The 25,409-nt window shown below is 65.8% G+C and carries 20 protein-coding genes and 1 rRNA gene; 13 read left to right on the forward strand and 8 right to left on the reverse strand.

Annotated elements, in window-relative coordinates:
- Positions 1-51 precede the first annotated feature (51 nt).
- A 5S ribosomal RNA gene (gene rrf / locus AK81_RS23400) occupies positions 52-167 on the forward strand.
- 324 nt (positions 168-491) lie between these two features.
- Positions 492-2,300 carry an ABC transporter ATP-binding protein/permease gene (locus AK81_RS23405; RefSeq protein WP_043202971.1) on the forward strand — a complete coding sequence of 603 codons (1,809 nt, stop codon included), beginning with the start codon at positions 492-494 and terminating at the stop codon, positions 2,298-2,300.
- A 10-nt stretch (positions 2,301-2,310) separates the two neighbouring features.
- Here the strand turns inward: AK81_RS23405 and AK81_RS23410 are convergent, their stop codons facing one another.
- From AK81_RS23410 to AK81_RS30640, 7 genes are all read right to left on the reverse strand, one after another.
- Positions 2,311-3,513, reverse strand: coding sequence for an MFS transporter (locus AK81_RS23410; protein WP_043202972.1), 1,203 nt, complete (start codon positions 3,511-3,513; stop codon positions 2,311-2,313).
- A gap of 75 nt (positions 3,514-3,588) precedes the next feature.
- Positions 3,589-5,229, reverse strand: coding sequence for a propionate catabolism operon regulatory protein PrpR (prpR, locus tag AK81_RS23415; RefSeq protein WP_043202974.1), 1,641 nt, complete (start codon positions 5,227-5,229; stop codon positions 3,589-3,591).
- Positions 5,230-5,259: 30 nt separating this feature from the next.
- Complete coding sequence (locus tag AK81_RS23420; RefSeq protein WP_043202976.1) at positions 5,260-6,000, reverse strand: SDR family NAD(P)-dependent oxidoreductase; 741 nt, start codon at positions 5,998-6,000, stop codon at positions 5,260-5,262.
- 15 nt (positions 6,001-6,015) lie between these two features.
- On the reverse strand, positions 6,016-7,200 hold the full coding sequence (locus AK81_RS23425; RefSeq protein WP_043202978.1) for an acetyl-CoA C-acyltransferase: 1,185 nt from the start codon (positions 7,198-7,200) through the stop codon (positions 6,016-6,018).
- Positions 7,201-7,234: 34 nt separating this feature from the next.
- The gene (locus AK81_RS23430; RefSeq protein ID WP_043202980.1) at positions 7,235-9,337 is read right to left on the reverse strand and encodes a 3-hydroxyacyl-CoA dehydrogenase NAD-binding domain-containing protein; all 2,103 of its coding nucleotides are present in this window, start codon (positions 9,335-9,337) and stop codon (positions 7,235-7,237) included.
- A 98-nt stretch (positions 9,338-9,435) separates the two neighbouring features.
- The gene (locus AK81_RS23435) at positions 9,436-11,223 is read right to left on the reverse strand and encodes an acyl-CoA dehydrogenase C-terminal domain-containing protein (protein WP_043202982.1); all 1,788 of its coding nucleotides are present in this window, start codon (positions 11,221-11,223) and stop codon (positions 9,436-9,438) included.
- A gap of 110 nt (positions 11,224-11,333) precedes the next feature.
- Positions 11,334-13,991, reverse strand: coding sequence for a LuxR C-terminal-related transcriptional regulator (locus AK81_RS30640; RefSeq protein WP_043202983.1), 2,658 nt, complete (start codon positions 13,989-13,991; stop codon positions 11,334-11,336).
- Positions 13,992-14,266: 275 nt separating this feature from the next.
- Here AK81_RS30640 and AK81_RS23445 point away from each other — a divergent pair, with 275 nt between their 5' ends.
- The 10 genes from AK81_RS23445 to AK81_RS23490 all read left to right on the forward strand — a co-directional run bounded on the left by AK81_RS23445 (position 14,267) and on the right by AK81_RS23490 (position 23,462).
- The gene (locus AK81_RS23445) at positions 14,267-15,316 is read left to right on the forward strand and encodes a phosphotransferase family protein (protein ID WP_043202984.1); all 1,050 of its coding nucleotides are present in this window, start codon (positions 14,267-14,269) and stop codon (positions 15,314-15,316) included.
- Complete coding sequence (locus AK81_RS23450; RefSeq protein ID WP_043202985.1) at positions 15,313-15,687, forward strand: DUF6285 domain-containing protein; 375 nt, start codon at positions 15,313-15,315, stop codon at positions 15,685-15,687. The genes AK81_RS23445 and AK81_RS23450 overlap by 4 nt, the downstream gene beginning before the upstream one ends.
- Entirely contained in the window at positions 15,680-16,399 is a 720-nt protein-coding gene (locus AK81_RS23455; protein ID WP_043202986.1) for a histidine phosphatase family protein, read from the forward strand. Before AK81_RS23450 ends, AK81_RS23455 begins: the two co-directional genes overlap by 8 nt.
- 30 nt (positions 16,400-16,429) lie before the next feature.
- Positions 16,430-17,608 (forward strand): acyl-CoA dehydrogenase family protein, encoded by a 1,179-nt coding sequence (locus tag AK81_RS23460; RefSeq protein WP_043202988.1) that lies wholly within the window; start codon positions 16,430-16,432, stop codon positions 17,606-17,608.
- On the forward strand, positions 17,605-18,363 hold the full coding sequence (locus AK81_RS23465) for an SDR family NAD(P)-dependent oxidoreductase (RefSeq protein WP_043202991.1): 759 nt from the start codon (positions 17,605-17,607) through the stop codon (positions 18,361-18,363). Before AK81_RS23460 ends, AK81_RS23465 begins: the two co-directional genes overlap by 4 nt.
- Positions 18,364-18,521: 158 nt before the next feature.
- A complete protein-coding gene (locus AK81_RS23470) occupies positions 18,522-19,502 on the forward strand; it encodes a quinone oxidoreductase family protein (protein WP_043202993.1) in 981 nt (326 codons plus the stop codon).
- Positions 19,503-19,515: 13 nt separating this feature from the next.
- Positions 19,516-20,364: a TauD/TfdA dioxygenase family protein gene (locus AK81_RS23475; RefSeq protein WP_043202996.1), complete on the forward strand. Its 849-nt coding sequence runs from the start codon at positions 19,516-19,518 to the stop codon at positions 20,362-20,364.
- A 97-nt stretch (positions 20,365-20,461) separates the two neighbouring features.
- Positions 20,462-21,796: an MFS transporter gene (locus tag AK81_RS23480; RefSeq protein WP_043202999.1), complete on the forward strand. Its 1,335-nt coding sequence runs from the start codon at positions 20,462-20,464 to the stop codon at positions 21,794-21,796.
- Positions 21,793-22,455 (forward strand): DsbA family oxidoreductase, encoded by a 663-nt coding sequence (locus AK81_RS23485; protein WP_043203001.1) that lies wholly within the window; start codon positions 21,793-21,795, stop codon positions 22,453-22,455. Before AK81_RS23480 ends, AK81_RS23485 begins: the two co-directional genes overlap by 4 nt.
- Complete coding sequence (locus AK81_RS23490; RefSeq protein ID WP_043203004.1) at positions 22,452-23,462, forward strand: YeiH family protein; 1,011 nt, start codon at positions 22,452-22,454, stop codon at positions 23,460-23,462. The genes AK81_RS23485 and AK81_RS23490 overlap by 4 nt, the downstream gene beginning before the upstream one ends.
- A gap of 18 nt (positions 23,463-23,480) precedes the next feature.
- Here AK81_RS23490 and AK81_RS23495 read toward each other — a convergent pair whose 3' ends face one another.
- On the reverse strand, positions 23,481-24,536 hold the full coding sequence (locus tag AK81_RS23495) for an AraC family transcriptional regulator (protein WP_043203006.1): 1,056 nt from the start codon (positions 24,534-24,536) through the stop codon (positions 23,481-23,483).
- 245 nt (positions 24,537-24,781) lie between these two features.
- Between AK81_RS23495 and AK81_RS23500 the strand changes: the two genes are divergently transcribed.
- Entirely contained in the window at positions 24,782-25,348 is a 567-nt protein-coding gene (locus AK81_RS23500; protein WP_043203007.1) for an RBBP9/YdeN family alpha/beta hydrolase, read from the forward strand.
- Positions 25,349-25,409 lie beyond the last annotated feature (61 nt).

Here is a 25,409-nt window from a genome sequence, read left to right on the forward strand (position 1 = left end):
CATATCCGAATTCGCTGGGCTGTCCATCTGGACATTCTGGCTACAGAATTTCTTGACGACCATAGAGCATTGGAACCACCTGATCCCATCCCGAACTCAGTAGTGAAACGATGCATCGCCGATGGTAGTGTGGGGTTTCCCCATGTGAGAGTAGGTCATCGTCAAGATTCATTTCGCAAAACCCCTATCTGCGCATGCAGGTAGGGGTTTTGTCTTTGCGGTCGAAAAACCAATCCATCGGTCTTGTGTGGTGCCCTGTAGGCGCGGCCTTGTGTCGCGATCGGGCGCGAAGCGGCCGCAAAACCTGCATCCCCAATCTTCCAAGCGAACCGCGGCGCATTAATTACGGCCGCTTCGCGCCCGATCGCGACACAAGGCCGCTCCTACAGGGGCCGCGTAACAGGTCAGGATCATGAAATGTACGTCATCTATGGCTGATGAACCGTAGGGCAATGCTACGCTCGCGGAAATACTCAGCACGGATACCCACCATGGACATGAACTGGCACCAGGCCCTGCAAGAGAGCCTGAGATGGCTGGCAATCGCTTCGTTCATCACCCTTGTCTGCTTTACTGCTGCCGCGACGCTGGCCGTACGTTGTACGCGATGGGGCAGCCAGTTCTGGCAGCTTGCCGGGCCCTATTTCAGTTTCAGGCGCAGTTGGCGGCCACTGTTGGTGTTTGCGCTGTTGCTGGTGTTGACGTTGTTCTCGGTGCGCCTGAACGTACTGTTCTCGTTCTGGTACAACGGCTTCTACAGCGCCTTGCAGGGCCTGGATCAAGCCGCATTCTGGTACATGCTCGGCGTCTTTGCCGTATTGGCCACCATCCACGTGCTGCGCTCGCTGTTCACTTTTTATGTAACCCAGGCATTCAGCATTCGTTGGCGGGTCTGGCTCACCGAGCGCTTGACCCACGACTGGATGCACGGCGATGCCTACTACCGTGGGCAGTTTCTCGCCGAGCCGGTCGACAACCCTGACCAACGTATCGAACTGGACGCCAATGCCTTTGTCACCAACTCGGTATCCCTCGCCCTGGGCGCAGTCAGTGCACTGGTGTCGCTGGTGGCGTTCACCGGGATTCTCTGGGCGCTGTCGGCACCGCTGGCGGTTGCCGGTGTAGAGGTCCCCCGTGCAATGGTGTTTGCCGTGTACCTGTATGTCATCGTCGCCACCTGGATTGCCTTCCGCCTGGGGCGCCCGTTGATCCGCCTGAACTTCCTCAATGAAAAGCTCACAGCCAACTTTCGTTATGCGCTGATGCGCCTGCGCGAGAATGCCGAGAACATTGCCTTCTACCAAGGCGCCTTGGTGGAGCGGGGCACGTTGCTGGGCCGCTTTGGCGCCTTGATCGTCAATGCCTGGGCGTTGGTGTTCCGGAACCTGAAATTCAGCGGTTTCAACCTGGGGGTTAGCCAGGTTGCCGTGGTGTTCCCGTTTATTCTCCAGGCGCCACGCTTCTTCAGCGGTGCTATCAAGTTGGGTGACGTCATGCAGACCGCCCAGGCCTTTGGCCAGGTGCAGGATTCATTGTCGTTCTTTCGCGAATCTTACGATGCGTTCGCTCAATACCGGGCCACCCTCGACCGTCTGACCGGTTTCCTCGATGCCAACGAACAGGCAAGCGCCTTGCCGCGTGTCACCACCGAGGCTCAGCAACATGCGCTGGAAATCACTGATCTGCAGGTGCTGCGCCCGGACGGGCATGCCCTTGTCGCTGACCTTGACCTGAGCCTGCACGCCGGTCAGGCATTGTTGATCAAGGGCCCGTCGGGCAGTGGTAAAACCACGCTACTGCGAGCCCTGGCGGGCCTTTGGCCATACGCTGAAGGTAAGGTCAGGCGCCCGCCAGGCCATCAGGCGTTGTTCCTGTCGCAGCGTCCCTACCTGCCGCTGGGCGACTTGCGGACGGTCATCGCCTACCCGGCAGCCAGCAAGCCCGAGGACGAAGTGCGGATGCAGCAGGCCTTGCGGCAGGTCAACCTGGCTCATCTGGTGGAGCGGCTGGAGATCAATTGCGACTGGTCGCACATTCTCTCGGTGGGTGAGCAGCAGCGCCTGGCGTTCGCCCGGGTGCTGTTCAACCGGCCTCAGGTAGTGTTTCTCGACGAGTCCACCTCGGCGATGGACGAAGGGCTGGAGCACACCCTGTATTCGCTGTTGCGCACGGAAATGCCGGCCGCGCTGCTGGTCAGTGTTGGCCATCGCAGCACGCTGGCAGGGTTCCACACTCACCGGCTGGAGGTGGATGGGCAGGGGGGCTGGTCGTTGCTCAAGCAGGAGCCGGCGTTGGCGTAGTCCGGTGTGCTCAACGTAACAGCATCACTCCCATCAGGGTGGTGCTGGCGAGCCCTGCGCCGACCAGGAAGGTTGCCTGGAACCCCGCACCATCCCACAACAACCCCGCCACCACGCTGGCCGCCAGCAGTGCCACCCCGGTCAGCAGGTTGAACAGGCCGAAGGCGGTACCGCGCAGGTTGGCGGGTGCGCTGTCAGCGATCATGGCCGCGAAGATGCCTTGGGTGAAGCCCAGGTGCAGGCCCCAGGCAGCAACCCCCAGGGCCAACCCGGCCCAGCCAGGCAGCAGCGCCAGTAGCAGGTCGGCGGCGATCAGCAATCCCAGCCCCGTCATCAGCACGCCGCGGCGCCCCAGGCGGTCTGACAGCACCCCGGCAGGGTAGGCCGACACCGAGTAGGCCAGTGCCATCAGCACCAGCACCGCGGGCGCCCACATTGCCGCCAGGCCCATGTCCTGGGCGCGCAATAGCAGGAAGGCCTCGCTGAAGCGGGCGAGGGTGAACACTGTGGCCAGGCCGATCAGCCGCCAGTAGGCCGAGCCCAGGCGTAGCAGTTCGTGCAGCGCCAGCGGTGCACGCACCGGCCGTGTCGTGTCCGGCGCTTCAGGTTCGCGCACGAAGGCGATGAGGATGTACACCGCCACGAACGCCGGGATCACCGCCACCCAGAACACTGTCTGGAAGTGGCTCGCGGTCAGCCACATCAGCGCGATCGCCAGCAATGGCCCGAGGAAAGCGCCCACCGTGTCCAGCGCCTGACGCAGGCCGAAGGCGGCACCACGCAGCTCGGGCGGCGTGACATCAGCCACCAGCGCATCACGCGGCGCCCCACGGATGCCTTTGCCGACCCGGTCGACGAAACGTGCTGCGATCAGCCACTCCAGGCCTGAGGCCATGGGGAATACCGGCTTGGTCAGCGCGCCCAGGCCATACCCGAGCACGGTCAGCAGCTTGCGCTTGCCCAGGCGGTCGCTGAGGGCACCGGAAAACACTTTCGTGATCGAGGCGGTCGCCTCGGCGATACCTTCGATAACGCCCACCGCCACCACCGAAGTGCCGAGCACGGTGACCATGTACAGTGGCAGCAGGGCGTGGATCATCTCCGAAGAAATGTCCATGAACATCGACACAAAGCCCAGCGCCCAGACACTGCGCGGGATCTTTGGCAGGGTTCGGCTGGTATTTGCGGCGCTGCTTTCTTCATTGCTGCGCATCTGAGGTCTCGTCAGCGTTGCTACGTTCAAACTGTAGGAGCCCACGCGCAGGATGCAAACCGGAACCAGGACCGATCAGGCCAAGCTGCGCACCCGTCGCCAGACGGTGCTGCGGCTGACCCCCAGGCGCCGTGCGGCCTCGTCCATGTCGCCGTCGCAGCCGTCCAGCACCTGGCGCGCATGGGCCGTTTCGGCTGCTTTGCCCAGGCTGCGCAGGTTGTCGCTGGCGGCAGGGGGCAGCTCCGCCGTTGCAGCCGCGCCGGCCGCGAAGAACTCCGGGAACAGCGTGGCCAGATCGACCTCGTCATCGTGGCCCAGCGTACTCAGGCACAAGGCCGCGCGCTCGGCGATGTTCTCTAGCTCACGCATGTTGCCGGGCCAAGGGTGGCGCAGCATCAGTGGCAGAAGTTGCTGCACGTGCGCGTCGCTTGAAGGCGACAAGCCACTGGCACGGCAGTGCCGCGCAAGCAGGGCATTGAACAGCGGCACAATGTCTGCGATCCGCTCGCGTAGCGGCGGTACGGCCAGGCGCAGGATGTTCAGGCGGTAATACAGGTCCTGGCGAAAGCGCTGGTCAGCGATGCGCGCGGGCAGGTCGCAATGGGTGGCGGCAATCACCCGGATATCTACCGCCGTCGGCTCGCAGGCGCCCAGGCGCAGCACCTCGCGCTCCTGCAGCACACGCAGCAGGCGGGTTTGCAGGGCCACCGGCATGTCGCCTATTTCGTCGAGGAACAAGGTGCCGGTGTGCGCCAGCTCGATCAGGCCGGGCTTGCCGCCTTTGCGCGAACCGGTGAAGGCACCGTCCTCGTAGCCGAACAGTTCACTTTCAAGCAGCGATTCGGGCAGTGCCGCACAGTTGATCGCCACGAACGGCCGCTGTTGGCGTGGGCTGGCGTGGTGCATGCTTTGCGCGAGCAGCTCCTTGCCGGTACCACTTTCGCCGGTGATCAGCACCGTGGCGTCGGCCTGTGCGTAGCGCTGAGCCAGGCTCTTGATGGCGCGAAATGCCGGCGCGTCACCGAGCAGTTGCTCGAAGCGATAGCGCGCCTTGAACGGGCGCGCATCGGGTTGTTCACGGTTGCGCCGTGGCAGGCGGCGTGTGGGTGCCTCATCAGCCTTGGCACTTAGGGCTACCAGGCTGTCAAAGGTATGGCGCAGGCTTTCGGCATCCAGCGCCAGCACGCCTTGGGCACCTGCTGCGTCGGCCAACTGGCATACCGTTGGCGAGCCGATGATCACCTCGAAGCCATCCGCGACCAAGCGTTCGACCTGATCCCGGGCCTGCTCCAGGCTGGTGTAGGTGTGCTCGCGAATCTGCAGGGTGAACAGCGCCTGCATTGTCGCCAGTTCCGGGTACGGCTGGCCGAAACTGAGGATACCCACCCGGCTGGCCCGGTCGCGGGCCTGCACCAGGGCACGGATCAGGTCGAACTCGCCCAGGTGCAGGGTCCGCACCGAGGTACTCAGGTGCTGTCGCAAGTAATCGGCCGCAGCCCCGGAACACAGAATGACGTCTGCCTGCTGGCGGCTTTCCAGCTCACGCGCCAGTGGTAGCAGATCGGCCAGGTTGGTTTCGATGACCTCTATACGGGCTTGTTGACGGTAGTCGGCGCTTACTTGCTCGATGAGCTGCGCCATGCGGCTGGGGGCGGCGGGGCGATGCAGGTGGGTAACCAACGCCACCACGCGGGGCAGGTAAGTGGGGACGGGCATACAGGCTCCTTGTCTGCAGCAATTGAGGCATTACAGAGGGTTTACCAGGTGCCCGCCATCCACGGCCACGATGCTGCCGGTCATGAATGCGCCGGCATCACTGGCCAGCAACAGCAAAGGGCCGTCCAGTTCGTGCAGTTGCCCCAGGCGGCGCATCGGCACCTGGCTTTTGATGTAGCCCTGGCCGTCCTCGCTGTCGAAGTAGTCTTCGCTCATCTCGGTCTTGAAGTAGCCTGGGGCAATGGCATTGACGCGGATACGGTAGCGGGCCAGCTCCAGTGCCATGGCCTTGGTCAGTTGCACCACGGCGGCCTTGGCCGTGCAGTAGTGGCTCAGGCCGCTGCCGACCCGCAGGCCGAGGATCGAGGCGATGTTGACGATGCTGCCTGGTTGCCCGGCCTTGACCAGGCGCTGGGCTGCGCACTGGGCGACATGAAACACACCGTCGAGGTTGGTCGAGAGCATGCGCTGCCAGTCCTGCTCGCTCATGTCGAGAAAGCGCCCGGGGTCGCCGATACCGGCATTGTTGATGACCACGTCGACCACGCCAAAGTGCGCCTGCGCCTGGTCGAAGGCCTGTTCGACGCTGTCGCGGCGGGTCACGTCCAGTGTCACGGCTAGTGCCACCTGCAGGCGCTCGACCCGGCGCGCTGCCAGCACCACACGGGCGCCAGCGGCCTGGGCCAGGCGTGCGAAATGCGCGCCCAAGCCGCTGGAGGCCCCGGTAACCAGCACGGTCTTGCCGGCGAGGGAAAATGTGTTTACAAGCATGCTGTCGGTCCTTGGTCAAAGTACTTCGAACAGGCCGGCGGCACCCATGCCACCGCCCACGCACATGGTCACCACGACGAAGCGCACTCCGCGCCGTTTACCTTCGAGCAAGGCATGCCCGACCATCCGCGCACCGCTCATGCCATAGGGGTGCCCGATAGCGATGGCGCCGCCGTTGACGTTCAGGCGTGCGGGGTCGATACCCAGTTTGTCGCGGCAGTACAGCACCTGGCAGGCGAACGCTTCGTTAAGTTCCCACAGGCCGATGTCGCCCACTTTCAGCCCATGCTGCTTCAGCAGGCGCGGCACGGCGTAGACCGGGCCAATGCCCATCTCTTCCGGGGCCAGGCCGGCCACCGCGATGCCCCGGTACAGGCCCAGCGGCTCAAGGTTGCGCTGCTCGGCCATGCGCGCGTCCATCAGTACGCAGGCGCTGGCACCGTCGGACAGCTGGCTGGCATTGCCGGCGGTGATGCAGCCGCCTTCGAGCACGGGGTTCAGGCCGGTCAGGTCCTCCAGGCGGGTCTGCGGGCGGTTGCCTTCGTCCTGCGTCAGGGTCACCTCGCGGTAACTGACCTCGCCGGTCTGCTTGTCCTTGATCAACTGCTGCGCTGTCACCGGCACGATTTCGGCCTCGAACAGCCCGTTGCGCTGGGCCGCGGCGGTGCGCAGCTGTGACTGCAGGGCGTAGGCGTCCTGCGCGTCGCGGCTGATGCCGTAGCGCTTGGCCACGTGCTCGGCGGTCTGCAGCATCGGCATGTAGGCGTGTGGGACCTGTTGGATCACGCTGCTGTCTTGCTCGGCCAATGCCCATTCCAAGTTGCGCGCCTGTACCGCGCTGATGTTTTCCTGGCCGGCGCCGACGGTTACCTGCATGCCATCGACCATGATCTGTTTGGCGGCGGTGGCGATTGCCATCAGCCCCGAGGCGCACTGGCGGTCCAGGGTCTGGCCGCTGACCGACACCGGCAGGCCGGCAGCCAGCGCGCTCATGCGGCCCAGGTTCCAGCCGGCGGTGCCGGAGGGCATCGCCGTACCCATCACCAGGTCTTCGATTTCATCGCCGGCGATGCCGGCGCGGGCCACCGCCGCCTGGATGGCATGCGCGGCCAGGCTCGGCGAGCGGGTGTTGTTCAGCGCGCCGCGAAAGGCCTTGCCGATCGGGGTGCGGGCGGTGGAGAGAATGACGGCTTCTTTCATGTCCGGGGTTCCTTGATGACCAGGGGAGAACAGCTCAGAGGCTGGCTGTGCGCAACTTCGCGCTGGCAGCCAGGCGGCGCAGCAACGGGGCTGGCTGCAGCCACATGTGGCCATAGGCGCCGAGCGCGTCGCGCTGTTGCTCGATGCCCGCCAGCACGTTGTCCAGGCCCAGCTCGCGGGCGTAGTGCAGCGGGCCCCCGCGCCAGGCGGGGAAGCCGTAGCCGTTGGTCCACACCAGGTCGATGTCGCCACTGCGCAGGGCAATGCCTTCATCGAGCAACTGCAGGCCCTCGTTGACCAGCATGAACAGGCAGCGGTCGTGGATTTCGGCGTCGCTGATGGTGCGTCGGGTGATGCCCAGCCTAGCCGCCAGTTGCGCCGCGATCTGCTCCACTTCCGGGTCTTCGATGCGTTCGCGGCCTTCGTAGCGGTAGAACCCGCGCCCGCTCTTCTGGCCGTAGCGGCCCAGGCTGTAGAGCTCGTCGGCCAGGCGGAAGTAGCTTGGGTCGTGGGCGATTTCACTGCGCCGTGCCTGGCGCACCAGGTAACCGACATCGATGCCGGCCAGGTCGTACATGGCGAACACGCCCATGGCCAGGCCCAGGCCGGTGAGCACCTTGTCCACCTGGGCCGGCGAGGCGCCTTCAAGCACCAGGCGGTGGGCTTCGCGGGCATAGGGTTCGAGCATGCGGTTGCCGATGAAGCCAAAGCACACGCCCGACACCACTGGCAGCTTGCCGATGCGCTTGGCGACCTTCAGCGTGGTGGCCAGCACGTCGGGCGCCGTCAGCCGGCCGCGCACCACTTCGAGCAGGCGCATGACGTTGGCCGGGCTGAAGAAATGCAGGCCGACCACGTCCTGCGGGCGGCGGGTACAGGCGGCGATGCGGTCGACGTCCAGGGTCGAGGTGTTGCTGGCGAGGATCGCGCCCGGTTTGCACACCCGGTCCAGGGTACGGAACACCTGCTGCTTGATCGACAGGTCCTCGAACACCGCCTCGATCACCAGGTCGGCGTCGGCCAGGTCGGCGTAGTCGAGGGTGCCTTGCAGCAAGCTCATGCGCTGTTCGAGTTGTTCGGCGCTGAGCTTGCCGCGCTTGATGCTGCTTTCGTAGGTCTTGCGGATCTGCGCCAGGCCCCGGTCCAGCGCTTCGGGCTTGAGCTCCAGCAGGCGCACCGGGATACCGGCGTTGATAAAGTTCGTGGCGATGCCGGCGCCCATGGTGCCGGCGCCGATCACCGCTACCTGGGCAATGGGGCGTAGCGCCGTGCTGGCGTCGATGCCCGGCACGCGCAGTGCCTCGCGCTCGGCGAAGAACTGGTGGCGCAGGGCGGTGGCCTGTGGGTCTTGCAGGGCTTCGCGGAACAGTACCTGCTCGCGGGCCAGGCCCTCGGCCATGGGCATCTCGCAGGCGGCGCGTACCGCAGCGAGCACGCGCAGGGGCGCACTCTGGCCGGGCTTGCGGGCGATCAGCTGTGCCTCGCGGCCGGCGAAGAAATCGCTTTCCAGGCCGTCGGCCAAGGGGGTTGCCGGGGCGCTTGGCAGGGCAGGTTGGGCCAGTTGCTCGCGGGCGAAGGTGCAGGCTGCGTCGAGCAAGTCCTGCCCGCTTTCGACCAAGCGGTCGACCAAACCCAGGGCAAGGCCCTGACGGGCATCGATCGGGTCGCCGCTGAGCATCATCTCCAGCGCCGGGGCCACGCCGATCAGGCGCGGCAGGCGCTGGGTGCCGCCAGCACCGGGCAACAGGCCCAGGCGGACTTCGGGCAGCCCCAGGCGTGCGGTGGCGGTAGCCAGACGATGGCTGCAAGCCAGGGCCAGTTCCAGGCCGCCGCCCAGGGCCACCCCGTCGATGGCGGCAATCAGGGGTTTTTCGATGCGGGTCAGGGCATCAAGGAGTTCGGGCAGTGCCGGCGCCTCCCAGGTGCGTGGGCTGCCGAACTCGCTGATGTCGGCACCGGCACTGAACGGCAGTTGCTGACCGTGCAGGATGATGGCCTGTACTTCGGGGTCGGCAGCGGCCTTGCTGCAGGCCAGCATCAGTGCCTGGCGCAAGTCATGGCCAAGGGCGTTGACCGGCGCGTGGCGCAGGCCGATCAGGGCCAGTTGGTTTTCGCGGCGATAATCGATGAGTTGCATGAGGGTAACCTTCTTGTTATTGGGCCGTGTGGGAGCGGGCGTGCCCGCTCCCACAGGATAAAGCGGCGCTTATCGGGGCTTTGACACGCGCGGTTGACTCAACGGGCGAAGGCGGCCTCGCTGATGCCCATCAGGTTGTCGCTGCCGGTGCGGATCAGCGTTTCATGCAGGTTGGCGCGTGGCAGCAGGCGCTCCAGGTAGAAGCGCGCGGTCTCGCGCTTGCCCTGGTAGAACGCCACCTCGTCGCTACCGGCCGCCAGTGCCCGTTCGGCCACGCACGCAGCGCGCAGCCAGAGGTAGCCGAGCAGGGTGTAACCGCTGAGCATCAGGTAGTCGTAGGCGCTGGCACCGATCAGGTTGGCATCGCCTGCGCTGGCGTCACGCAGCCAGGCACTGACTTCACGCCAGGCAATCACCTGCTTGAGCAGGGCCTGAGCCAGGTGGGCCGGGGCGCTGGTGCTCTGGGTGAAGTCTTCGATTTCACCGAGCAGTTCGCCCAGGGCCTCGCCGCCATCGGCCAGCACCTTGCGGGTCAGCAGGTCGAGGCCCTGAATGGTGTTGGTGCCTTCGTAGATCGCGGTGATGCGCACGTCGCGCGCAATCTGCTCCATGCCCCACTCGCGGATGTAGCCGTGGCCACCGAATACCTGGATACCCAGTTGCGCGGCCTCGTTGCCCGTTTCGGTGAGGAAGCCTTTGGCAATCGGCGTGAGCAGTGCCAGGCGGCGCGCCGCAGCCTCGCGCACGCCGGCGCTGGCGCCGTGGTGCAGCTGGTCGACGCCCTTGGCGCAGGTGTAGGCGAGCATGCGGCCGCCTTCGGCATAGGCCTTCTGGGTCAGCAGCATGCGCCGCACATCGGCATGGCCGATGATCGGGTCGGCTGGCTGGTCACTGCGCAGGCGTGGCGTGGCGCGCATCTGCACGCGGTCGCGGGCATAGGCCAAGGCACCCTGGAATGACGCTTCGGCGTGGGCCTGGGCCTGCTGAGACACCGCCAGGCGCGACTCGTTGATGTAGGTGAACATGGCGTTCAGGCCGCGGTTGGCCTCGCCCAGCAGGTAGCCGGTGGCGCTGTCGAAGTTGAGCACGCAGGTGGCGTTGCCGTGGATGCCCATCTTGTGTTCGATGGAGCCGCAGCTCACACCGTTGGGTGCGCCAAGCTGGCCTTGGGCATCGACCTGGACCTTCGGCACGGCGAACAGCGAAATGCCTTTGACCCCCGCGGGCGCGCCTTCGATGCGCGCCAGCACCAGGTGGACGATATTCTCGGTCATGTCGTGTTCACCGGCGGAGATGAACATCTTGCTGCCGCTGACCTGATAGCTGCCATCGGCCTGAGGCTTGGCGCTGGTGCGCAGCAGGCCAAGGTCCGAACCGCAGTGGGCCTCGGTCAGGCACATGGTGCCGCCCCAGCGGCCGGCGATCATCGGTGGCAGGAAGCGCTGCTGCAGGGCTTCGTCGGCATGCTCGCTGAGGGTACTGATGGCGCCCCCGGCGAGGTTGCCGTACATGCCCCAGGCGTGGTTGGCGCTGCACACCATCTCGTAGTTGACGAACCCCAGCGACGGCGGCAGGCCTTGGCCACCGAAGGCCGGGTCCTTGTCCAGGCCCAGCCAGCCGTTGTCGGCGAAGCGTTTGTAGGCATCGGCAAAGCCGGGCGGGGTGGTGACCTTGCCGTCCTGCCACTGGCAGCCGTGCTGGTCGCCCACGGCGTTGAGCGGGGCCAGCTCCTGTTCGGCGAACTTGGCGCCTTCCTCGACGATGGCGGCGAAGGTAGCCGCGTCCGGGGCTTCACAGCCAGTCAATTGTTGGTAGTGGCGGCTCAGGCCGAGCAGCTCCTGGGCAACAAAGGTGATATCGCGCAATGGGGCGGTGTAGCTGGGCATGCCGAACTCCTGGCTGGGTGGACTCGGCATGTTGTAACAGGCAGGCCCGGGCGCCGCGTCCACCCCTGGGTGGAATGGCGGGTGGAATCGCGGCGAGGGCCAGGTGGAGGTCAGCCCAGCAGTTGCAGTTCACGCGCCGAACACAGGGCGCTGTCGCGGTCGGCCACATCGAGCTTGCGGAACAGGTTGTTGATGTGGGTCTTGACCGTGCTCAGGCTGATGAACATCGCCTCGGCGATCTGCCCGTTGCTCTGCCCGCGGGCCATGCGCTGCAGCACTTCCAGCTCGCGGCGCGAGAGCGGCACGATCAGGGCGGTTTCCACGTTTTCCTTGTTCGCCAGCAATGGCCGGAACAGGGCATTCAGGTGCTCGCGCGAGGGCGCCGGGGCCTCCAGGCGCAGGCGTTCGCGCACCTGCGGCAGCAGCAGTTGGCGCAGGGGCTCCAGGCAGGCATCGCCCTCATACTGCAACAGTTGCCCTAAGCCGTAGGTGCAGGCCAATTGCAGCGCCTGTTCGAGGCTGAGCAGGGCCTCGTCGCGGGCGCCACGGTCCTGTAGTAGAGCAGCGTCGAGTAGCAGTGCGTCGAGCAGCAAGCGGCGGTTGCCTTGCGCCTGTGCTTGAGCCTGCAAGCGCTGCTGGATCTGCCAGGCCTTGTCGCGCTGGCCAAGGTGGCGTTGCACCCAGGCATAGGCCAGCCACTCTTCGGGCAACAGTTGCTCGCCATGCTGGCGCCGGCACCAGTGCCATTGGTCGAGCCAGTCGGGCAGGTAGTCCTGGTCATGGTCGCGCAAGGCCAGGCGCGCGAGCCAGGCGCCGGCCTGGCGGTAGAGGGTGAGCAAACTGTTCTGCCGGGCCAGCCGGCGTACCTCTGCCCAGCGTGCCTTGGCCTGGCCGGTCTCGCCCAGCGCCCAGTGCAGGCATGCCTGGTGGTGGAACACCCAGGGCAGCGCAGCGCTGTGGGGGAAGCCCAGTGCCAGCACTTCGGCCTGGGCCAGGGCTTGGCGTGCCTGGGCCAGGCGGTTGGCTTGCAGCAGTGCCAGGCCTTTGCCCAGGTGGCGAAACAGTTCATAGAAGCCCCCCGAACTGCCGGCGGCAGGCTGCTCGGCCATGCCTTGCAGGCGCGCCCAGGCGGCGTCGTTGGCGCCTTGGGCCAGTTCGATCTGCGCCAGCAACAGTTGCAGCAGGTTGGTGTAGCCGCTCAGGCCAAAGCCCTGCAGCTCGCGCAGGGCACGGCTGCCTTCGGTGTGAGCCTGCTCCAGTTGGCCGAGCGCAGCCAGGCAGTTGGCGCGGTCGAAATACAGCACCGAGCGCGCCGCGTTGTGCTGGGGAAACTGCTGCAGTGCCCGCGCCGCGAGGGCCAGGGCGTGCCCCAGGTTGCCCCCCAGGGAGGCCAGGCGGCTGCGCAGAAACATCACCGTCTGCTGCACCCGCTCGGGGTGGCGCGGCACCGCCTGGCGGCGCTGCAGGGCGTATAGCTGGTGCAGGCACTGGCAGGCCTGGGCGATGTCGTTGGTGACCATCACCGTGGAGGCCTCGGTCACCGCCAAGGTGAAGCTGTCGTTGCCGGCGTGGCCGGCGACCTCGTCGAGCACATCGACCAGGGTGTTGACCTTGCCCTCGCGCAGCAGCTCGAAAGCGTGCCGGTCGACGATGTTGAGCACGGCATCCAGGTCGCGTGCCCGGCCGAACTGGTAGATCGCCTCGGTGTAGCGGCGCTGGGCCAGCAGCCAGCTGGCAGCCTGGCGATGCAGTTGGCGCAGGCGTTGGGGGTCGCGTTGTTCCAGGCGTTGGTAGAGGCTGTTGCGCAGGGCGGGGTGGTAGCGGTATTCGGCGTGGCTGCCCTGGGCGACTTCGATGATCAGGTCCAGGCGCTGCAGCTGGCGCAGCGCGGCGGGCACATCGGCATGGGCGGCCAGTTCGCTGGCAAGGCCTGCATCGAACACCTGGGCCACGGCGGTGTGTTCCAGGAATGCGCGCAACGGCACGGGCAAGCGCTGCAGCCGTTCTTCCTCGAGAAACTGCCGGGCATGGGCATAGGCCTGGCGGGTGATCGGACGCAGGTCAGCGGGCGCCTGGCCGGTGCTGTGCAGTGCCTCGCGGTAGGCCTCGAACCAGAACAGCACACCACTGGGCCAGCCTTCGCTGCCGGCGCGCAGCTGGTAGAGCGCATCGCTGCCCAGGTTGACGTCGCGGGCCAGTGCCAACTGGCGTGTTTCTTCGCTGTCCAGAGCCAGGTCACGGGCGCCCAGCACAATCAGCCGGCCATCGCGGCGCAAGTGGGCCAGCGGCAGCGGGGGCGGCCCTTGGCTGGCGGCGACCAGGCGCAGCGCAGGCGGCGGGTAGTGCAACAGCGTGTCCAGGTACTGCCAGGCGGGCGTGGCGTTGAGCAGGTGCAGGTCGTCAATCAGCAACGTCAGCGGCGCCTGGCGGCCCTCCAGGTCGGCCAGGATCAGGCTCCACAGGTGCTCGGCCTGGGGCGTCTCGCGTTGTTGCGCAGGCAGTTGCAGCGCGGCGTGCAGGTGCAGCAGCAGGGCCAGTGGCTGGTTCTCGCCGCGGGTCAGGCGCAGCCATGCCCAGGCGCCGGCCAGGCTGCGGGTGAACTGGCCAAGCAGTGTGCTCTTGCCATAGCCCAGCGGTGCTTGCAGGAGCACGACGCTGCCTTCGTCCAGGGCGTTGGCCAGCTGCTCGAGCAGCCGCGCCCGCACCACGCCCCTGGTCGGCTCGGCGGGCGGGCGCAGCTGGTTCGGTTTGAGCGCGGGAAGATGCATGGCCAGCAGGTTCCATCGGTTCGGCCAGACATCCTAGCCGAGCGCGCGCCCGGCGCGGGGAAATTCTGCAGGGGTAGGGCGGTGGCTTGCTGTGCAGAATTGAACGGCAGTTTCAGGTTTGCGATGGCGCTTTTCAGGTTTGATTTGAAAGGCGTTGAGTGCGTTTGAAAATCTAATTTAAGTCATTGATTCAAAACGTATTTTTTAAATAAAAGGAAGCTGGCAACCATCTTGCTTAGCGTCATGGCACGTGTGAACAGTGAGTTGGACCGACCATGCCAAGCAGTCATTTCGTGCAGCAATCCAGTGCTCGCATCGACGTCGCAGACGCCCATGAGGTGCTGTCTGCCTATCTACAGGAGCGCCTTCACGGCCAGCCGGTGCGCATTACCCATAGCGAGCGTTTGTCGGGTGGCGCCATCCAGGAGAACTGGTTGCTCAAGGCCGAGGTTGCCGGTGTGCCGCAGCGTTGGGTACTGCGCACCGATGCGGCTTCCGCCGTGGCCGCCAGCATGAGCCGCGAGCAGGAGTTCGCCGTGCTCTGCGCCGTTCACCAGGTCGGCGTGAAGGTGCCCGAGCCACTGTGGCTGTGCCAGGCGCCGCAGGTGATCGGGCGCGATTTTTTCATCATGCAGGCCCTGGCCGGCAACGCTGGCGGCCGCCGCTTGACCAGCGGCCAAGGCGACCCCGAGGGCAACCCGCGGCTGTGCCGGGCGCTTGGGGCCAACCTCGCACGCTTGCACCAGCTGCGTCCACCGCAAGCGGCGCTGGCGTTCCTGCCTGCACCGGTGGCCGACGCCGTGCAGGCCAGCGTCGACCAGTACCGCCTGTTCCTCGATGCCTTGCCGGGCCGCCACCCGATCATCGAATGGGGCCTGCGCTGGTGCGAGCTGAACAAACCTGCCCCCCTTGCCACCTGCCTGATCCACCGCGACTACCGCACCGGCAACTACATGGTCGAGGGTGGGGAGCTGTGCGGCGTGCTGGACTGGGAATTTGCCGGTTGGGGCGACCCCCGCGAAGACCTGGGCTGGTTCACCGCGCGTTGCTGGCGGTTCGCCCGCCCAGACCTGGAGGCGGGTGGCATCGGCCGGCTGGACGACCTGCTCGCCGGCTACCGCAGCGTGTCGGCACTGGACCTGGACAGCGAAACCCTGCGCTTCTGGCAGGTCATGGCCCACCTGCGTTGGGCGGTGATCGCCCTGCAGCAGGCCGAGCGCCATGTCTCCGGCCAGCAGCGCTCGCTGGAGCTGGCCTTGACCGGGCGCATGGTCAGTGAACTGGAACAGGAACTGCTGCTACTCACCCAAGGAGGCCGCGCATGAACCAGCCCAACGCCCAAGACCTGCTTGTCACCGCGCGCGACACGCTGCTCAAGCACTTGTTGCCGGCATTGCCGGCGCCGTTGCACTACGAAGCGCGGATGGTGGCCAGCGCCATGCAGATCGCCAGCCGTGAGCTGGCCCAGGCGGCGGCCTGTGCCGACATCGAACGCCAGGCCATGGCTGGCCTGCTGGCGCTGCACGGCGAGGCGCCGGATACGCCCGAGCAAGCCCGTGCCGTGCTGGCCCGGCAGATTCGCCAAGGGGTCTATGACCAGGCCGGCGAGGCCCGTGCAAGCCTGCTCACGGCTTTGCGCGCCATCAACCGGGCGCAGCTGGGCATCAGCAACCCGAAGGTGCTGAGCCATGACTGACGCGCTCGTCCAGCTCGTGCGACGCCGCCGCTGCTACCTAGTGCGGCATGGCCATGTCGACTACTTCGACCCCAGCGGCCGCCCCCTCGACCCGCGCAGTGTGCCGTTGTCGGCCAATGGTGTAGCCCAGGCCCAAGCCTTGGGCGAGGTGCTGGCGCCGACGCGGTTCGACCGCGCGGTCTGCTCGGACTACCCGCGCACCCGGCAAACGCTCGACCATCTGCTGGGTGGCCGCGTCCAGCCCGTGGAAGAACGCGCCGAGCTTCGCGAAATACGCGCCGGACGCCTGCGGGAAATCCCCCGCGAATGCCTGCACCGCGAAGTGGCCCAGGCCTATCAGTTGTCCGATCGCCCGGACGCGGCCTTTTTGCGCGGCGAGCCGTGGGCGGCGTTTCAGCAACGGGTGCTGGGTAGTTTCCAGCAATTGCTGGAAGAGCCGGACTGGTCGTCGCTGCTGCTGGTGAGCCACGACGCGGTCAACCGCATTCTCCTGGCCTGGGCCTGCGGCGCCGGCCTTGGTGCCTTGGCTGCCTTCGAGCAGGACCCGGCCTGCCTGAACATCGTCGATATCGACATGGCCGGCCCGCAGGTGCTGCGTGCCTACATCCGCACCCTCAACTACTCAGCCTACGACCCAGCCAAGGCAGCGATCGACCAGACCGTCATGGAGCATGTGCACGCCTCCATCGACCCGCGTCGCCTGCACGCCTGACCTCTGACGACACTAATAAGGAATACCGCCATGCATTTCGCCCTGTCTGCCGAGTTGATTGCCCTGCAAGCCAAAGTCCGGCAGTTCGTCGCTGACGTCGTCATCCCCCTGGAGCGCGACCCGCGCCAGACGCCCCACGGCCCGTCGCCCGAGCTGCGCCAGGTGCTGATCGAGCGTGCCCGCGAGCACGGCCTGCTGACCCCACATGCCTCGCGTGAGATGGGCGGGCTGGGCCTGAGCCACATCGAGAAGGCGATCATCTTCGAAGAGGCCGGCTATTCGCCGCTGGGGCCGGTGGCCTTGAACATCCATGCCCCCGACGAAGGCAATATTCACCTGATGGAACAAGTGGCAACGCCTGCGCAAAAAGACCGCTGGCTCAAGCCGCTGGTGCAGGGCCGGATCCGCTCGTGCTTCGCCATGACCGAGCCAAGCCCGGGCGCCGGTTCCGATCCGTCGATGCTGACCACCCAGGCCGTGCGCGACGGCGACGACTACATCATCAACGGCCAGAAGTGGTTCATCACCGGTGCCGAAGGCGCGCAAGTGGCAATCATCATGGCGCGCATGGAAGACGGCAGCGCGACCATGTTCCTCACCGACACCGACCGCCCCGGTTTCATCCTCGAGCGCATGATGGACTCGCTCGACAGTTGCTTTGCCGGCGGCCACGCGGTACTGCGCTTCGACAACCTGCGCATTCCCGCCAGCGATGTGCTGGGCGAAGTGGGCAAAGGTTTCCGTTACGCCCAGGTGCGCCTGGCCCCGGCGCGCCTGACCCATTGCATGCGCTGGCTGGGCCAGGCCCGTCGTGCCCATGACGAAGCCTGCCGCTACGCCAGCCACCGGGTGTCGTTCGGCAAGCCGCTGGGCGAGCATCAGGGCGTGGGTTTCATGCTCGCCGACAACGAAATGGACCTGCACACCACGCGCCTGTCGATCTGGCACTGCGCCTGGGTACTGGACCAGGGCGAGCGCGGCAATTTCGAGTCGAGCATGGCCAAGGTGCTCAGCTCCGAGGCCATCTGGCGGGTGATCGACCGTTGTGTGCAGGTGCTCGGCGGGCAGGGCGTTACCGGAGAGTCGATCGTCGAGCGGATTTTCCGCGATGCGCGCAGTTTCCGCATCTATGACGGCCCCAACGAAGTGCACCGCATGAGCCTGGCAAAGAAGATCCTCGCCCGCACCGCGCCGGGGGTGGCCGGATGAACCTGGGCAGCTATCGCGACCAGGTGGTGATGATCACCGGCGCCGCCAGCGGTTTTGGCGCGTTGTTGGCCGAGCGCCTGGCCGGGTTGGGCGCCCGCCTGGTGCTCGGCGACCGCGACGTGACGGGGCTGGAGCGGGTGGCCGGTACCTTGCGCGAGGCCGGCGCCACAGTGCTGGCGGTGCCGTGCGACGTGACCCGTGAGGTGCAGGTCAAGGCGCTGGTGGACGCGGCCATGGCCACCTTCGGTCGCCTTGATGTGGGGGTGAACAACGCCGGCATCCTTACGCCGATGAAGCGCTTCGTCGACACCACCGAAGAAGAGCTGGACCGCAGCCACGCGGTCAACACCAAGGGCGTGTTCTTCTGCATGCAGCAACAGCTGCGCCAGATGTTGCCGCAAGGCGGCGGGGTGATCCTCAACATCGCTTCCATGGCCGGGCTCGGCGGTGCGCCCAAGCTGGCCGCCTATGCCGCGGCCAAGCATGCGGTGGTCGGGCTGACCCGAACCGCGGCGGTCGAATACGCCCGCCGAGGTATCCGCGTCAACGCGCTGTGCCCGTTCTACAGCGCCACGCCCATGGTTACCGGGAGCGAGGTGGGCGAGCAGCAGGCGTTTCTCGCCCAGGGCTCGCCGATGAAGCGCCTGGGCACCCCCGACGAAATCGTTGCGGCCATGTTGATGCTATGTGCACGTGAAAACAGCTACATGACCGGCCAGGCGATTGCCGTGGACGGGGGAATCTCGGCCTTCTGAGCCTTTGTCCGCAGTGCCCCGATGGCGAAACCGCGGGCGCTGTCATGAACTGAAAAACCGTTGTCGTCCGATGATAAGCGGCACATTACGCAACGGCCTAAATTGCCCTTCAAGACGAATGTTGCTGTTCTACAAAAACTACAAGAAGGGAGATTGGCATGGCCAAAGCGGTACGTTTCTACGAAACCGGAGGGCCTGAGGTCCTGCGTTACGAAGACGTCGAAGTCGGCGAACCGGGCCCTGGGCAGGTACGCCTGCGCCACGTGGCGGTTGGCCTGAACTACGCCGACACCTATTTCCGTAACGGCACCTACCCGATCCCGCTGGCCAACGGCATGGGCGTGGAAGCGTCCGGCGTGGTCCAGGCGGTGGGTGAGGGTGTCAGCCACGTAGCGGTCGGCGACCGGGTGACCTACACCGGCTTCATGAACACCCTCGGCGCCTACAGCACCGAGCGCCTGATCCCTGCCGCGCCGCTGATCAAGCTGCCGGAAACCATCGCGTTCGAAACGGCTGCAGCCATGACCATGCGTGGCCTTACGGCGTCGTACCTGATGCGCCGCTTGTACGACTTCAAGCCAGGTGACAGCATCCTGCTGCACGCCGCTGCAGGTGGCGTCGGGTTGATCGTCTCGCAGTGGGCCAAGCTGCTTGGCCTGACCGTGATCGGCACTGTCTCCACCGACGCCAAGGCTGAAGTGGCGCGTGCCCATGGTTGCGACCACACCATCAACTACAGCCATGAAGACGTGGCCAAGCGCGTGCGCGAGCTGACCGATGGCGTGGGTGTCAACGTGGTGTTCGACAGCGTCGGGCGTGACACCTTCATGGGCTCGCTGGACTCGCTCAAGCGCCGTGGCCTGATGGTCTGCGTGGGCACCGCCTCCGGTACCATCGAGCCGTTCAACCCGCAGATCCTGGCGATGAAGGGTTCGTTGTTCATGACCCGCCCGGCACTGGCCGATTACATCGCCGACCCGGCCGAGAAAGCCGCCTTGGCAGGCGAGCTGTTCGCCCATGTGGGCAGTGGCCGCATCAAGATCGAGATCAACCAGCACTACGCCTTGCAGGACGCAGTTCAGGCGCACCGTGATCTGGAATCGCGCAAGACCACCGGCTCGTCGATCTTCGTCATCTGAGGAGTGCACTGCCATGCAAGTCGAACAATTGACCTGCGCCATCGGTGCCGAACTGGTCGGCGTCAGGCTGGCCGATGCGATTCATGATGACGGCCTGTTTGCCGAGGTCCGTGCCCAGTTGCTCAAGCACCGGGTGCTGTTCCTGCGTGACCAGGACATCAGCCGCGCCGAGCACGTGGCGTTCGCCCGCCGCTTCGGCGAGCTGGAGGACCACCCCGTGGTCGGCAGCGACCCGGACCACCCCGGCCTGGTGCAGATCTACAAGTCGCCAGAAACCCCGGTGGACCGTTACGAGAATGCCTGGCACACCGACGCCACCTGGCGTGAAAAGCCACCCATGGGCTGTGTGCTGCGCTGCGTGGAAAGCCCGGCGGTGGGCGGCGACACTATGTGGACCAACATGGTGCTGGCCTACGACAACCTGCCAAGCGAGATCAAGGCGCGCATCGAGGGCTTGCGTGCGCGGCACAGCATCGAGGCCAGCTTCGGCGCGGCCATGCCGATCGAAAAACGCCTTGCTCTCAAGGGCCTCTTTCCCGATGCCGAGCATCCGGTGGTGCGTACCCACCCGGAAACTGGCGAGAAGGTGCTGTTCGTCAACGCCTTCGCCACCCATTTCAGCAACTACCACACCCCCGAGCGCGTGCGTTTCGGCCAGGACGCCAACCCCGGCGCCGGTGAGTTGCTGCGCTACCTGATCAGCCAGGCCTACATCCCCGAGTACCAGGTGCGCTGGCGCTGGAAGCCCAACAGCATTGCCATCTGGGACAACCGCAGTACCCAGCATTACGCCGTCATGGACTACCCCGCCTGCCACCGCAAGATGGAACGCGCCGGGATCATGGGGGATGCGACTTTCTGACCCGTCAGACACGTTGGGGCCGCCATGCGGCCCCAACCGCTACTCGATAGCCTGTAAGCAATAACAACAAAAAAACTCAGATATCCGAGGAGGCAGCATGGCCACCTATCACACCAGTGCGGCAGAACCAGGCACTGATACTTCGCTCGGCATACCACGGCGCTACGCCTGGATCGTTTTCGCCCTGACCTTCGGCCTGCTGATTTCCGACTACATGTCGCGGCAAGTGCTCAACGCCGTATTCCCGCTGCTCAAGCAGGAATGGCAGCTCAGCGACAGCCAGCTCGGGCTGCTCAGCGGCATCGTCGCGCTGATGGTCGGTTTGCTGACCTTCCCCCTGTCGTTGCTGGCCGACCGCATTGGCCGGATCAAGAGCCTGACTTTCATGGCCGTGATGTGGAGCCTGGCTACCTTGGGTTGCGCCCTGGCGGAAAACTACCAGCAGATGTTCATCGCGCGCTTTCTGGTCGGTGTCGGCGAGGCGGCCTACGGCAGCGTCGGCATTGCCGTGGTGGTGGCGGTGTTCCCGCGTGAGATGCGCGCCACCCTGGCCGGCTCGTTCATGGCCGGTGGCATGTTCGGTTCGGTACTGGGCATGGGCCTGGGCGGTGTGATGGCCCAGCACCTGGGCTGGCGCTGGGCATTTGCCGGCATGGCCTTCTTCGGCCTGGCGCTGGCGCTGCTGTATCCGCTCATCGTGCGCGAGGCGCGCATTGCCCCCAAAGGCCTGGCGGCAACGCCCGACAAGGCTGCGCTCAAGGCAATGCGGCCACTGCGTACCCTGTATTCCAGCCGCTCGGTCATCAGCGCCTACGTTGGCAGCGGTTTGCAGTTGTTCGTCGGTGGCACGGTGATCGTGTGGTTCCCCAGCTACCTGAACCGCTACTACGCCATGAGCACTGACCGCGCCGGCGCCGTGGCTGCGATCATCGTGCTGTGCAGCGGGGTGGGCATCGTGCTGTGCGGCATGCTTTGCGACCGCATGGGGCGCAAGCGCCCGGACCACAAGATCAGCTTGGCCATCGCCTACTGCCTGGGCAGCTGTGTGCTGCTGTCAGTGGCCTTTGCCTTGCCGCCGGGCATGCCACAACTGGTGCTGATTTGCCTGGGCATGATGATCGCCGCCGGCACCAACGGCCCGTCCAGCGCCATGGTCGCCAACCTCACCCACTACACGGTGCACGGCACCGCGTTTGCCACGCTGACCTTGTGCAACAACCTGCTCGGGTTGGCCACCGGCCCGCTGATCACCGGCAAGGTGTCTGACCTGATCGGCTTGCAGTCGGCATTCCAGCTGGTGCCGTTGATCAGCATCGGCGCTGCAGCGGTGTTCATGTATGCCAAGCGTCACTATCACCTGGACATGGCGCGCCTGCCGCTGGGTGAAACCGCCCAGGCGCCTGTCCAGCCAGAACTGGAGGCCCGCTCGTGAAGCGTTCGTTGTCGATTGATGTGTACTTCGATTTTATCTGCCCGTGGTGCCTGATAGGCCGCCGGCAATTGCAAGCCGCCCTGGCGCAGTTCAAGGCAGCGCAGCCAGAGGTCGAGGTAAACCTGGCCTGGCAGGGCGTGCAACTGTTGCCTGAGCTGCCATTCGACGGCCAGCCGTTCGCCGAGTTCTACCGGCGACGCCTGGGCAGCGATCAGGCGGTGCGGCAACGTCAGGCCCAGGTGCGCGAAGCGGCCAGCACCGTGGGCGAGCAGATCGAATTCAGCCGCATCGAGCGCATGCCCAATACCGCCGACGCCCATCGCCTGTTGCTTCACGCCAGTGAGCTGGGCAGCGAAGCACAGGTAGAGGCGCTACTGGAGCGGTTACTGGCTGCGTATTTCAAGCAGGGTGAAGACCTGGGCGACCGCGCTACGCTGTTGCGCATCGCCGAGCAGTGCGGCTTTGCCCCAGAGGCCCTGGCCGGCAGCTTCCGTGGCGATGGCCTGCCGTTCGTCAGTGCCAGCGCTGACATCGCCGGCCGCGGCGTGCCGTGCTTCGTTTTCGACGACCGACTGCAAGTGGTTGGCGCCCAACCGGCCGAGGCCTTGCTGGAGGCGATGCATCTGGCGGTGTCGGGCCTGGCGGAGAGGGAGGCATGAGCACGCTGGCGCTTACCCAGGTCAACAACCGTGTACGGGAACTGGCGCCCGGGCTGATCGTCAGCTTGATCGCCGCCGGTGCGGCGAGCTTCCTGGCCGAACACTATGGCGCGCCGGTGATGCTGTTCGCCCTGCTGCTAGGGCTGGCACTGAACTTTCTGAGCGCGGACGGCAAGTGCAAGGCCGGTATCGAGTTTACTGCACGCAGCGTGCTGCGCCTGGGCGTCGCGCTGCTAGGCATGCGCATCACCCTGGAGCAGATGGCTGGCCTTGGCTGGAAGGCGGTGGCGCTGGTGGTGATCCTGGTGGTGGTGACCATTGGCGTGTCGATGGTGGCGGCCAAGGCCATGGGCTTCCAGCGCCTGTTCGGCATGCTCACCGGCGGCGCCACGGCGATCTGCGGTGCTTCGGCGGCGCTGGCGCTGGCTGCTGCATTGCCCAGCCACCCACAGAAGGAGCGGGCAACGCTGTTCACCGTGATCGGCGTGTCGGCGCTGTCGACCCTGGCGATGATCCTTTACCCGATGATCGCCAACGCCCTGGGCCTGTCGCCGCAAGCCGCCGGCGTGTTCCTCGGCGCCACCATCCATGATGTGGCGCAGGTGGTGGGGGCAGGCTACAGCATGTCCACCGAAACCGGCGATACCGCCACGGTGGTCAAGCTGATGCGCGTGGCCATGCTGGTGCCGGTGATCGTCGTCGCGGCCATGATCGCCCGTCGCCAGGGTATCGACAGTACCGGCAAGCGTCCGCCGTTGCTGCCATGGTTCGCGGTCGGCTTCCTGATCCTTGCCTGCGTCAACAGCACCGGCTGGGTGCCGCTGGTCGTGCAGGGCAGTATCAACGAACTGTCGCGCGGGTGCCTGGTGGTATCGATCGCAGCGCTGGGCATGAAAACCCAGCTCAAGGAGCTGGCCGCCGTAGGCATCAAGCCGATTTTGCTGATGGTGGGCGAGACGGTGTTCCTGGTGCTGCTGGTGCTGGGCCTGATGCACGTCGGCATGTAGCCCAGAGGCCCAGGGCCGTCAGCGTGCGCTGGTGGTTGCCTGGGCGGCGCTGCGGTTGCGTCTGGTTTGTGTGTGCGGCTCATGCTGCGCACGCCAGGTGGCTGGCGGCTGCCCGAACTGGCTGATGAACCAGCGGGTGAACGAGCTGTGCATGGAATAGCCGAGCATGTCGGCGATGCGCCCCAGCGAATAGCCAGGGCTTTCCAGGTAGCGCAGCACCAGGTCGCGGCGTACGCCGTTGACCAGCTCGCTGAAGGTCGCGCCTTCTTCTTCCAGGCGCCGCTGCAAGGTGCGCACGTTCATGCCCTGGGTCTGGGCGATGTGCTCGATGGTGGCGCGGCCCATGGGCATCAGCAGGAAGATCGCCTTGCGCACTTCCAGTGTCAGCGACGGCAGGTTTTCGTCCTGCAGCAACCCCACATAACGCTGCGCCAGCCGCGCCATGCCTTCGTTGGCCTGGGGGTTGGCGGTGTCCAGGTCGGACGCCGAGCAGACAATGCCATTGAAGTCGGTGTTGAACTCCAGCTTGCAGCCGAAGATGCGCCGGTGGATGGCCAGGTCTGCGGGGGCGGCGTGGGTGAAGTTGGCGCTGATCGGGTGCCAGTGCGAGCCCAGCAGCGCCGAGCAGAAGCGGTGCATCACGCCAATGGCCAGTTCGATGGCCTGGCGGCTGTGCATCGGCTGGTCGGTGATGACCTCCTGGCGGATGATCACCGTCTTGCCGATTTCCTCGATGTGGATGGCCAGTGCGTTGTTGAGCAGGTGGCGGTACTGCACGATCACCTGCAGGGCGTCGCGCAGCGAGTGCTGATGGCTGATCAGCAGGCTGACCTGGCCAAAATCCGACAACTGGCGCAGTTCGGCCATGCGCAGGCCGAAGGCTTCGCAGCCGCTCAGGCGCGCCGACTCCTCCAGCACGTTGATGGCGGCGGCCACCGGGATGCGTTGATCGGGGGTTTCCAGCAGCGACGCACTGAGGCCGGCCTGAGCCAGCAGGCCATGGCCGTTAAGGCCCAGATGGCGTGAAACTTCCAGGTAATTGGTGAGGGTTGCAGCACGGGCGAGCACGGTCATTTTATTGTTTTCCACGTGATCTTGATGAGCTTCCGCTGCGCTGGCGGGGTGGTCTTTTATAGCGGTTGTGTCGTCAGATGCAAAGCCATTTCCGAGCAGCGGAGCCCGGGGCCGGGCGGCACAGCTGCCGTGTCATCAACTGAAAAGTTCGTGACGCGCAATGTAAAGCGGCTGGCAGGACGACTCTTTACTCTGGCTTCAAGCAGTCGGCAATCGACCGAGTTGACCAGAGCAAGGGCCCTGATGTGAAAAAACTGCAAACCGCCGCAACCGTGCTGATCGTGCCTGGCTTGCGTGACCATGTACCCGAACATTGGCAAACCCTGCTGCAGGCGCGCCTGGGTAAGGTTCGCTCGGTACCACCGCTGGAAACCGACAAGCTCAGTTGCACCGCGCGCGTCGAAGCGATCGAGCGCGAACTGGCCAGCATCGAAGGCCCGGTGATCCTGGTCGCGCACAGCGCCGGTGTGCTGATGGTGGCGCACTGGGCCGCCCGCTACCAACGCCCGATCAAGGGCGCCTTGCTGGCCGCGCCACCGGACCTGGATACCGATTGGCCGGCCAATTACCCCACCCCCGACACCCTGCGCGTCAACGGCTGGGCACCGCTGCCAAAAGGCCGGCTGCCATTCCCGAGCCTGGTTGCCGCCAGCAGCAACGACCACCTGGCGAGCTTCGAAGCGGTCGCCCGCATGGCCGATGAGTGGGGCAGCGAATTGGTCGAACTCGGCGCCGTTGGCCACCTCAATCCAGCCTCGGGCTTCGGCCCATGGCCACACGCCGAGGCCTTGATCCAGCAACTCGATCGCTAAACCGCGCGGGGCACGCGCACTCAGGGTCAGGCCGGCGCCCGATCGTTGCTGGCACCTTGCA

This window comes from Pseudomonas putida W15Oct28, from assembly GCF_000708715.2.
In the GTDB taxonomy this organism is placed as follows: Bacteria; Pseudomonadota; Gammaproteobacteria; order Pseudomonadales; family Pseudomonadaceae; genus Aquipseudomonas; species Aquipseudomonas putida_R.

Excerpts from the sequence above, each read along its gene's own strand:
- AK81_RS23475 (WP_043202996.1), top strand. The coding sequence starts at position 19,516 with ATGCAAGTCGAACAATTGACCTGCGCCATCGGTGCCGAACTGGTCGGC.
- AK81_RS23435 (WP_043202982.1), bottom strand. The coding sequence starts at position 11,223 with ATGCCCAGCTACACCGCCCCATTGCGCGATATCACCTTTGTTGCCCAG.
- AK81_RS23490 (WP_043203004.1), top strand. The coding sequence starts at position 22,452 with ATGAGCACGCTGGCGCTTACCCAGGTCAACAACCGTGTACGGGAACTG.
- AK81_RS23470 (WP_043202993.1), top strand. The coding sequence starts at position 18,522 with ATGGCCAAAGCGGTACGTTTCTACGAAACCGGAGGGCCTGAGGTCCTG.
- AK81_RS23430 (WP_043202980.1), bottom strand. The coding sequence starts at position 9,337 with ATGCAACTCATCGATTATCGCCGCGAAAACCAACTGGCCCTGATCGGC.
- AK81_RS23465 (WP_043202991.1), top strand. The coding sequence starts at position 17,605 with ATGAACCTGGGCAGCTATCGCGACCAGGTGGTGATGATCACCGGCGCC.
- AK81_RS23480 (WP_043202999.1), top strand. The coding sequence starts at position 20,462 with ATGGCCACCTATCACACCAGTGCGGCAGAACCAGGCACTGATACTTCG.
- AK81_RS30640 (WP_043202983.1), bottom strand. The coding sequence starts at position 13,991 with ATGCATCTTCCCGCGCTCAAACCGAACCAGCTGCGCCCGCCCGCCGAG.
- AK81_RS23450 (WP_043202985.1), top strand. The coding sequence starts at position 15,313 with ATGAACCAGCCCAACGCCCAAGACCTGCTTGTCACCGCGCGCGACACG.
- prpR (WP_043202974.1), bottom strand. The coding sequence starts at position 5,229 with ATGCCCGTCCCCACTTACCTGCCCCGCGTGGTGGCGTTGGTTACCCAC.
- AK81_RS23460 (WP_043202988.1), top strand. The coding sequence starts at position 16,430 with ATGCATTTCGCCCTGTCTGCCGAGTTGATTGCCCTGCAAGCCAAAGTC.
- AK81_RS23495 (WP_043203006.1), bottom strand. The coding sequence starts at position 24,536 with ATGACCGTGCTCGCCCGTGCTGCAACCCTCACCAATTACCTGGAAGTT.
- AK81_RS23425 (WP_043202978.1), bottom strand. The coding sequence starts at position 7,200 with ATGAAAGAAGCCGTCATTCTCTCCACCGCCCGCACCCCGATCGGCAAG.
- AK81_RS23420 (WP_043202976.1), bottom strand. The coding sequence starts at position 6,000 with ATGCTTGTAAACACATTTTCCCTCGCCGGCAAGACCGTGCTGGTTACC.
- AK81_RS23405 (WP_043202971.1), top strand. The coding sequence starts at position 492 with ATGGACATGAACTGGCACCAGGCCCTGCAAGAGAGCCTGAGATGGCTG.
- AK81_RS23410 (WP_043202972.1), bottom strand. The coding sequence starts at position 3,513 with ATGCGCAGCAATGAAGAAAGCAGCGCCGCAAATACCAGCCGAACCCTG.
- AK81_RS23445 (WP_043202984.1), top strand. The coding sequence starts at position 14,267 with ATGCCAAGCAGTCATTTCGTGCAGCAATCCAGTGCTCGCATCGACGTC.
- AK81_RS23455 (WP_043202986.1), top strand. The coding sequence starts at position 15,680 with ATGACTGACGCGCTCGTCCAGCTCGTGCGACGCCGCCGCTGCTACCTA.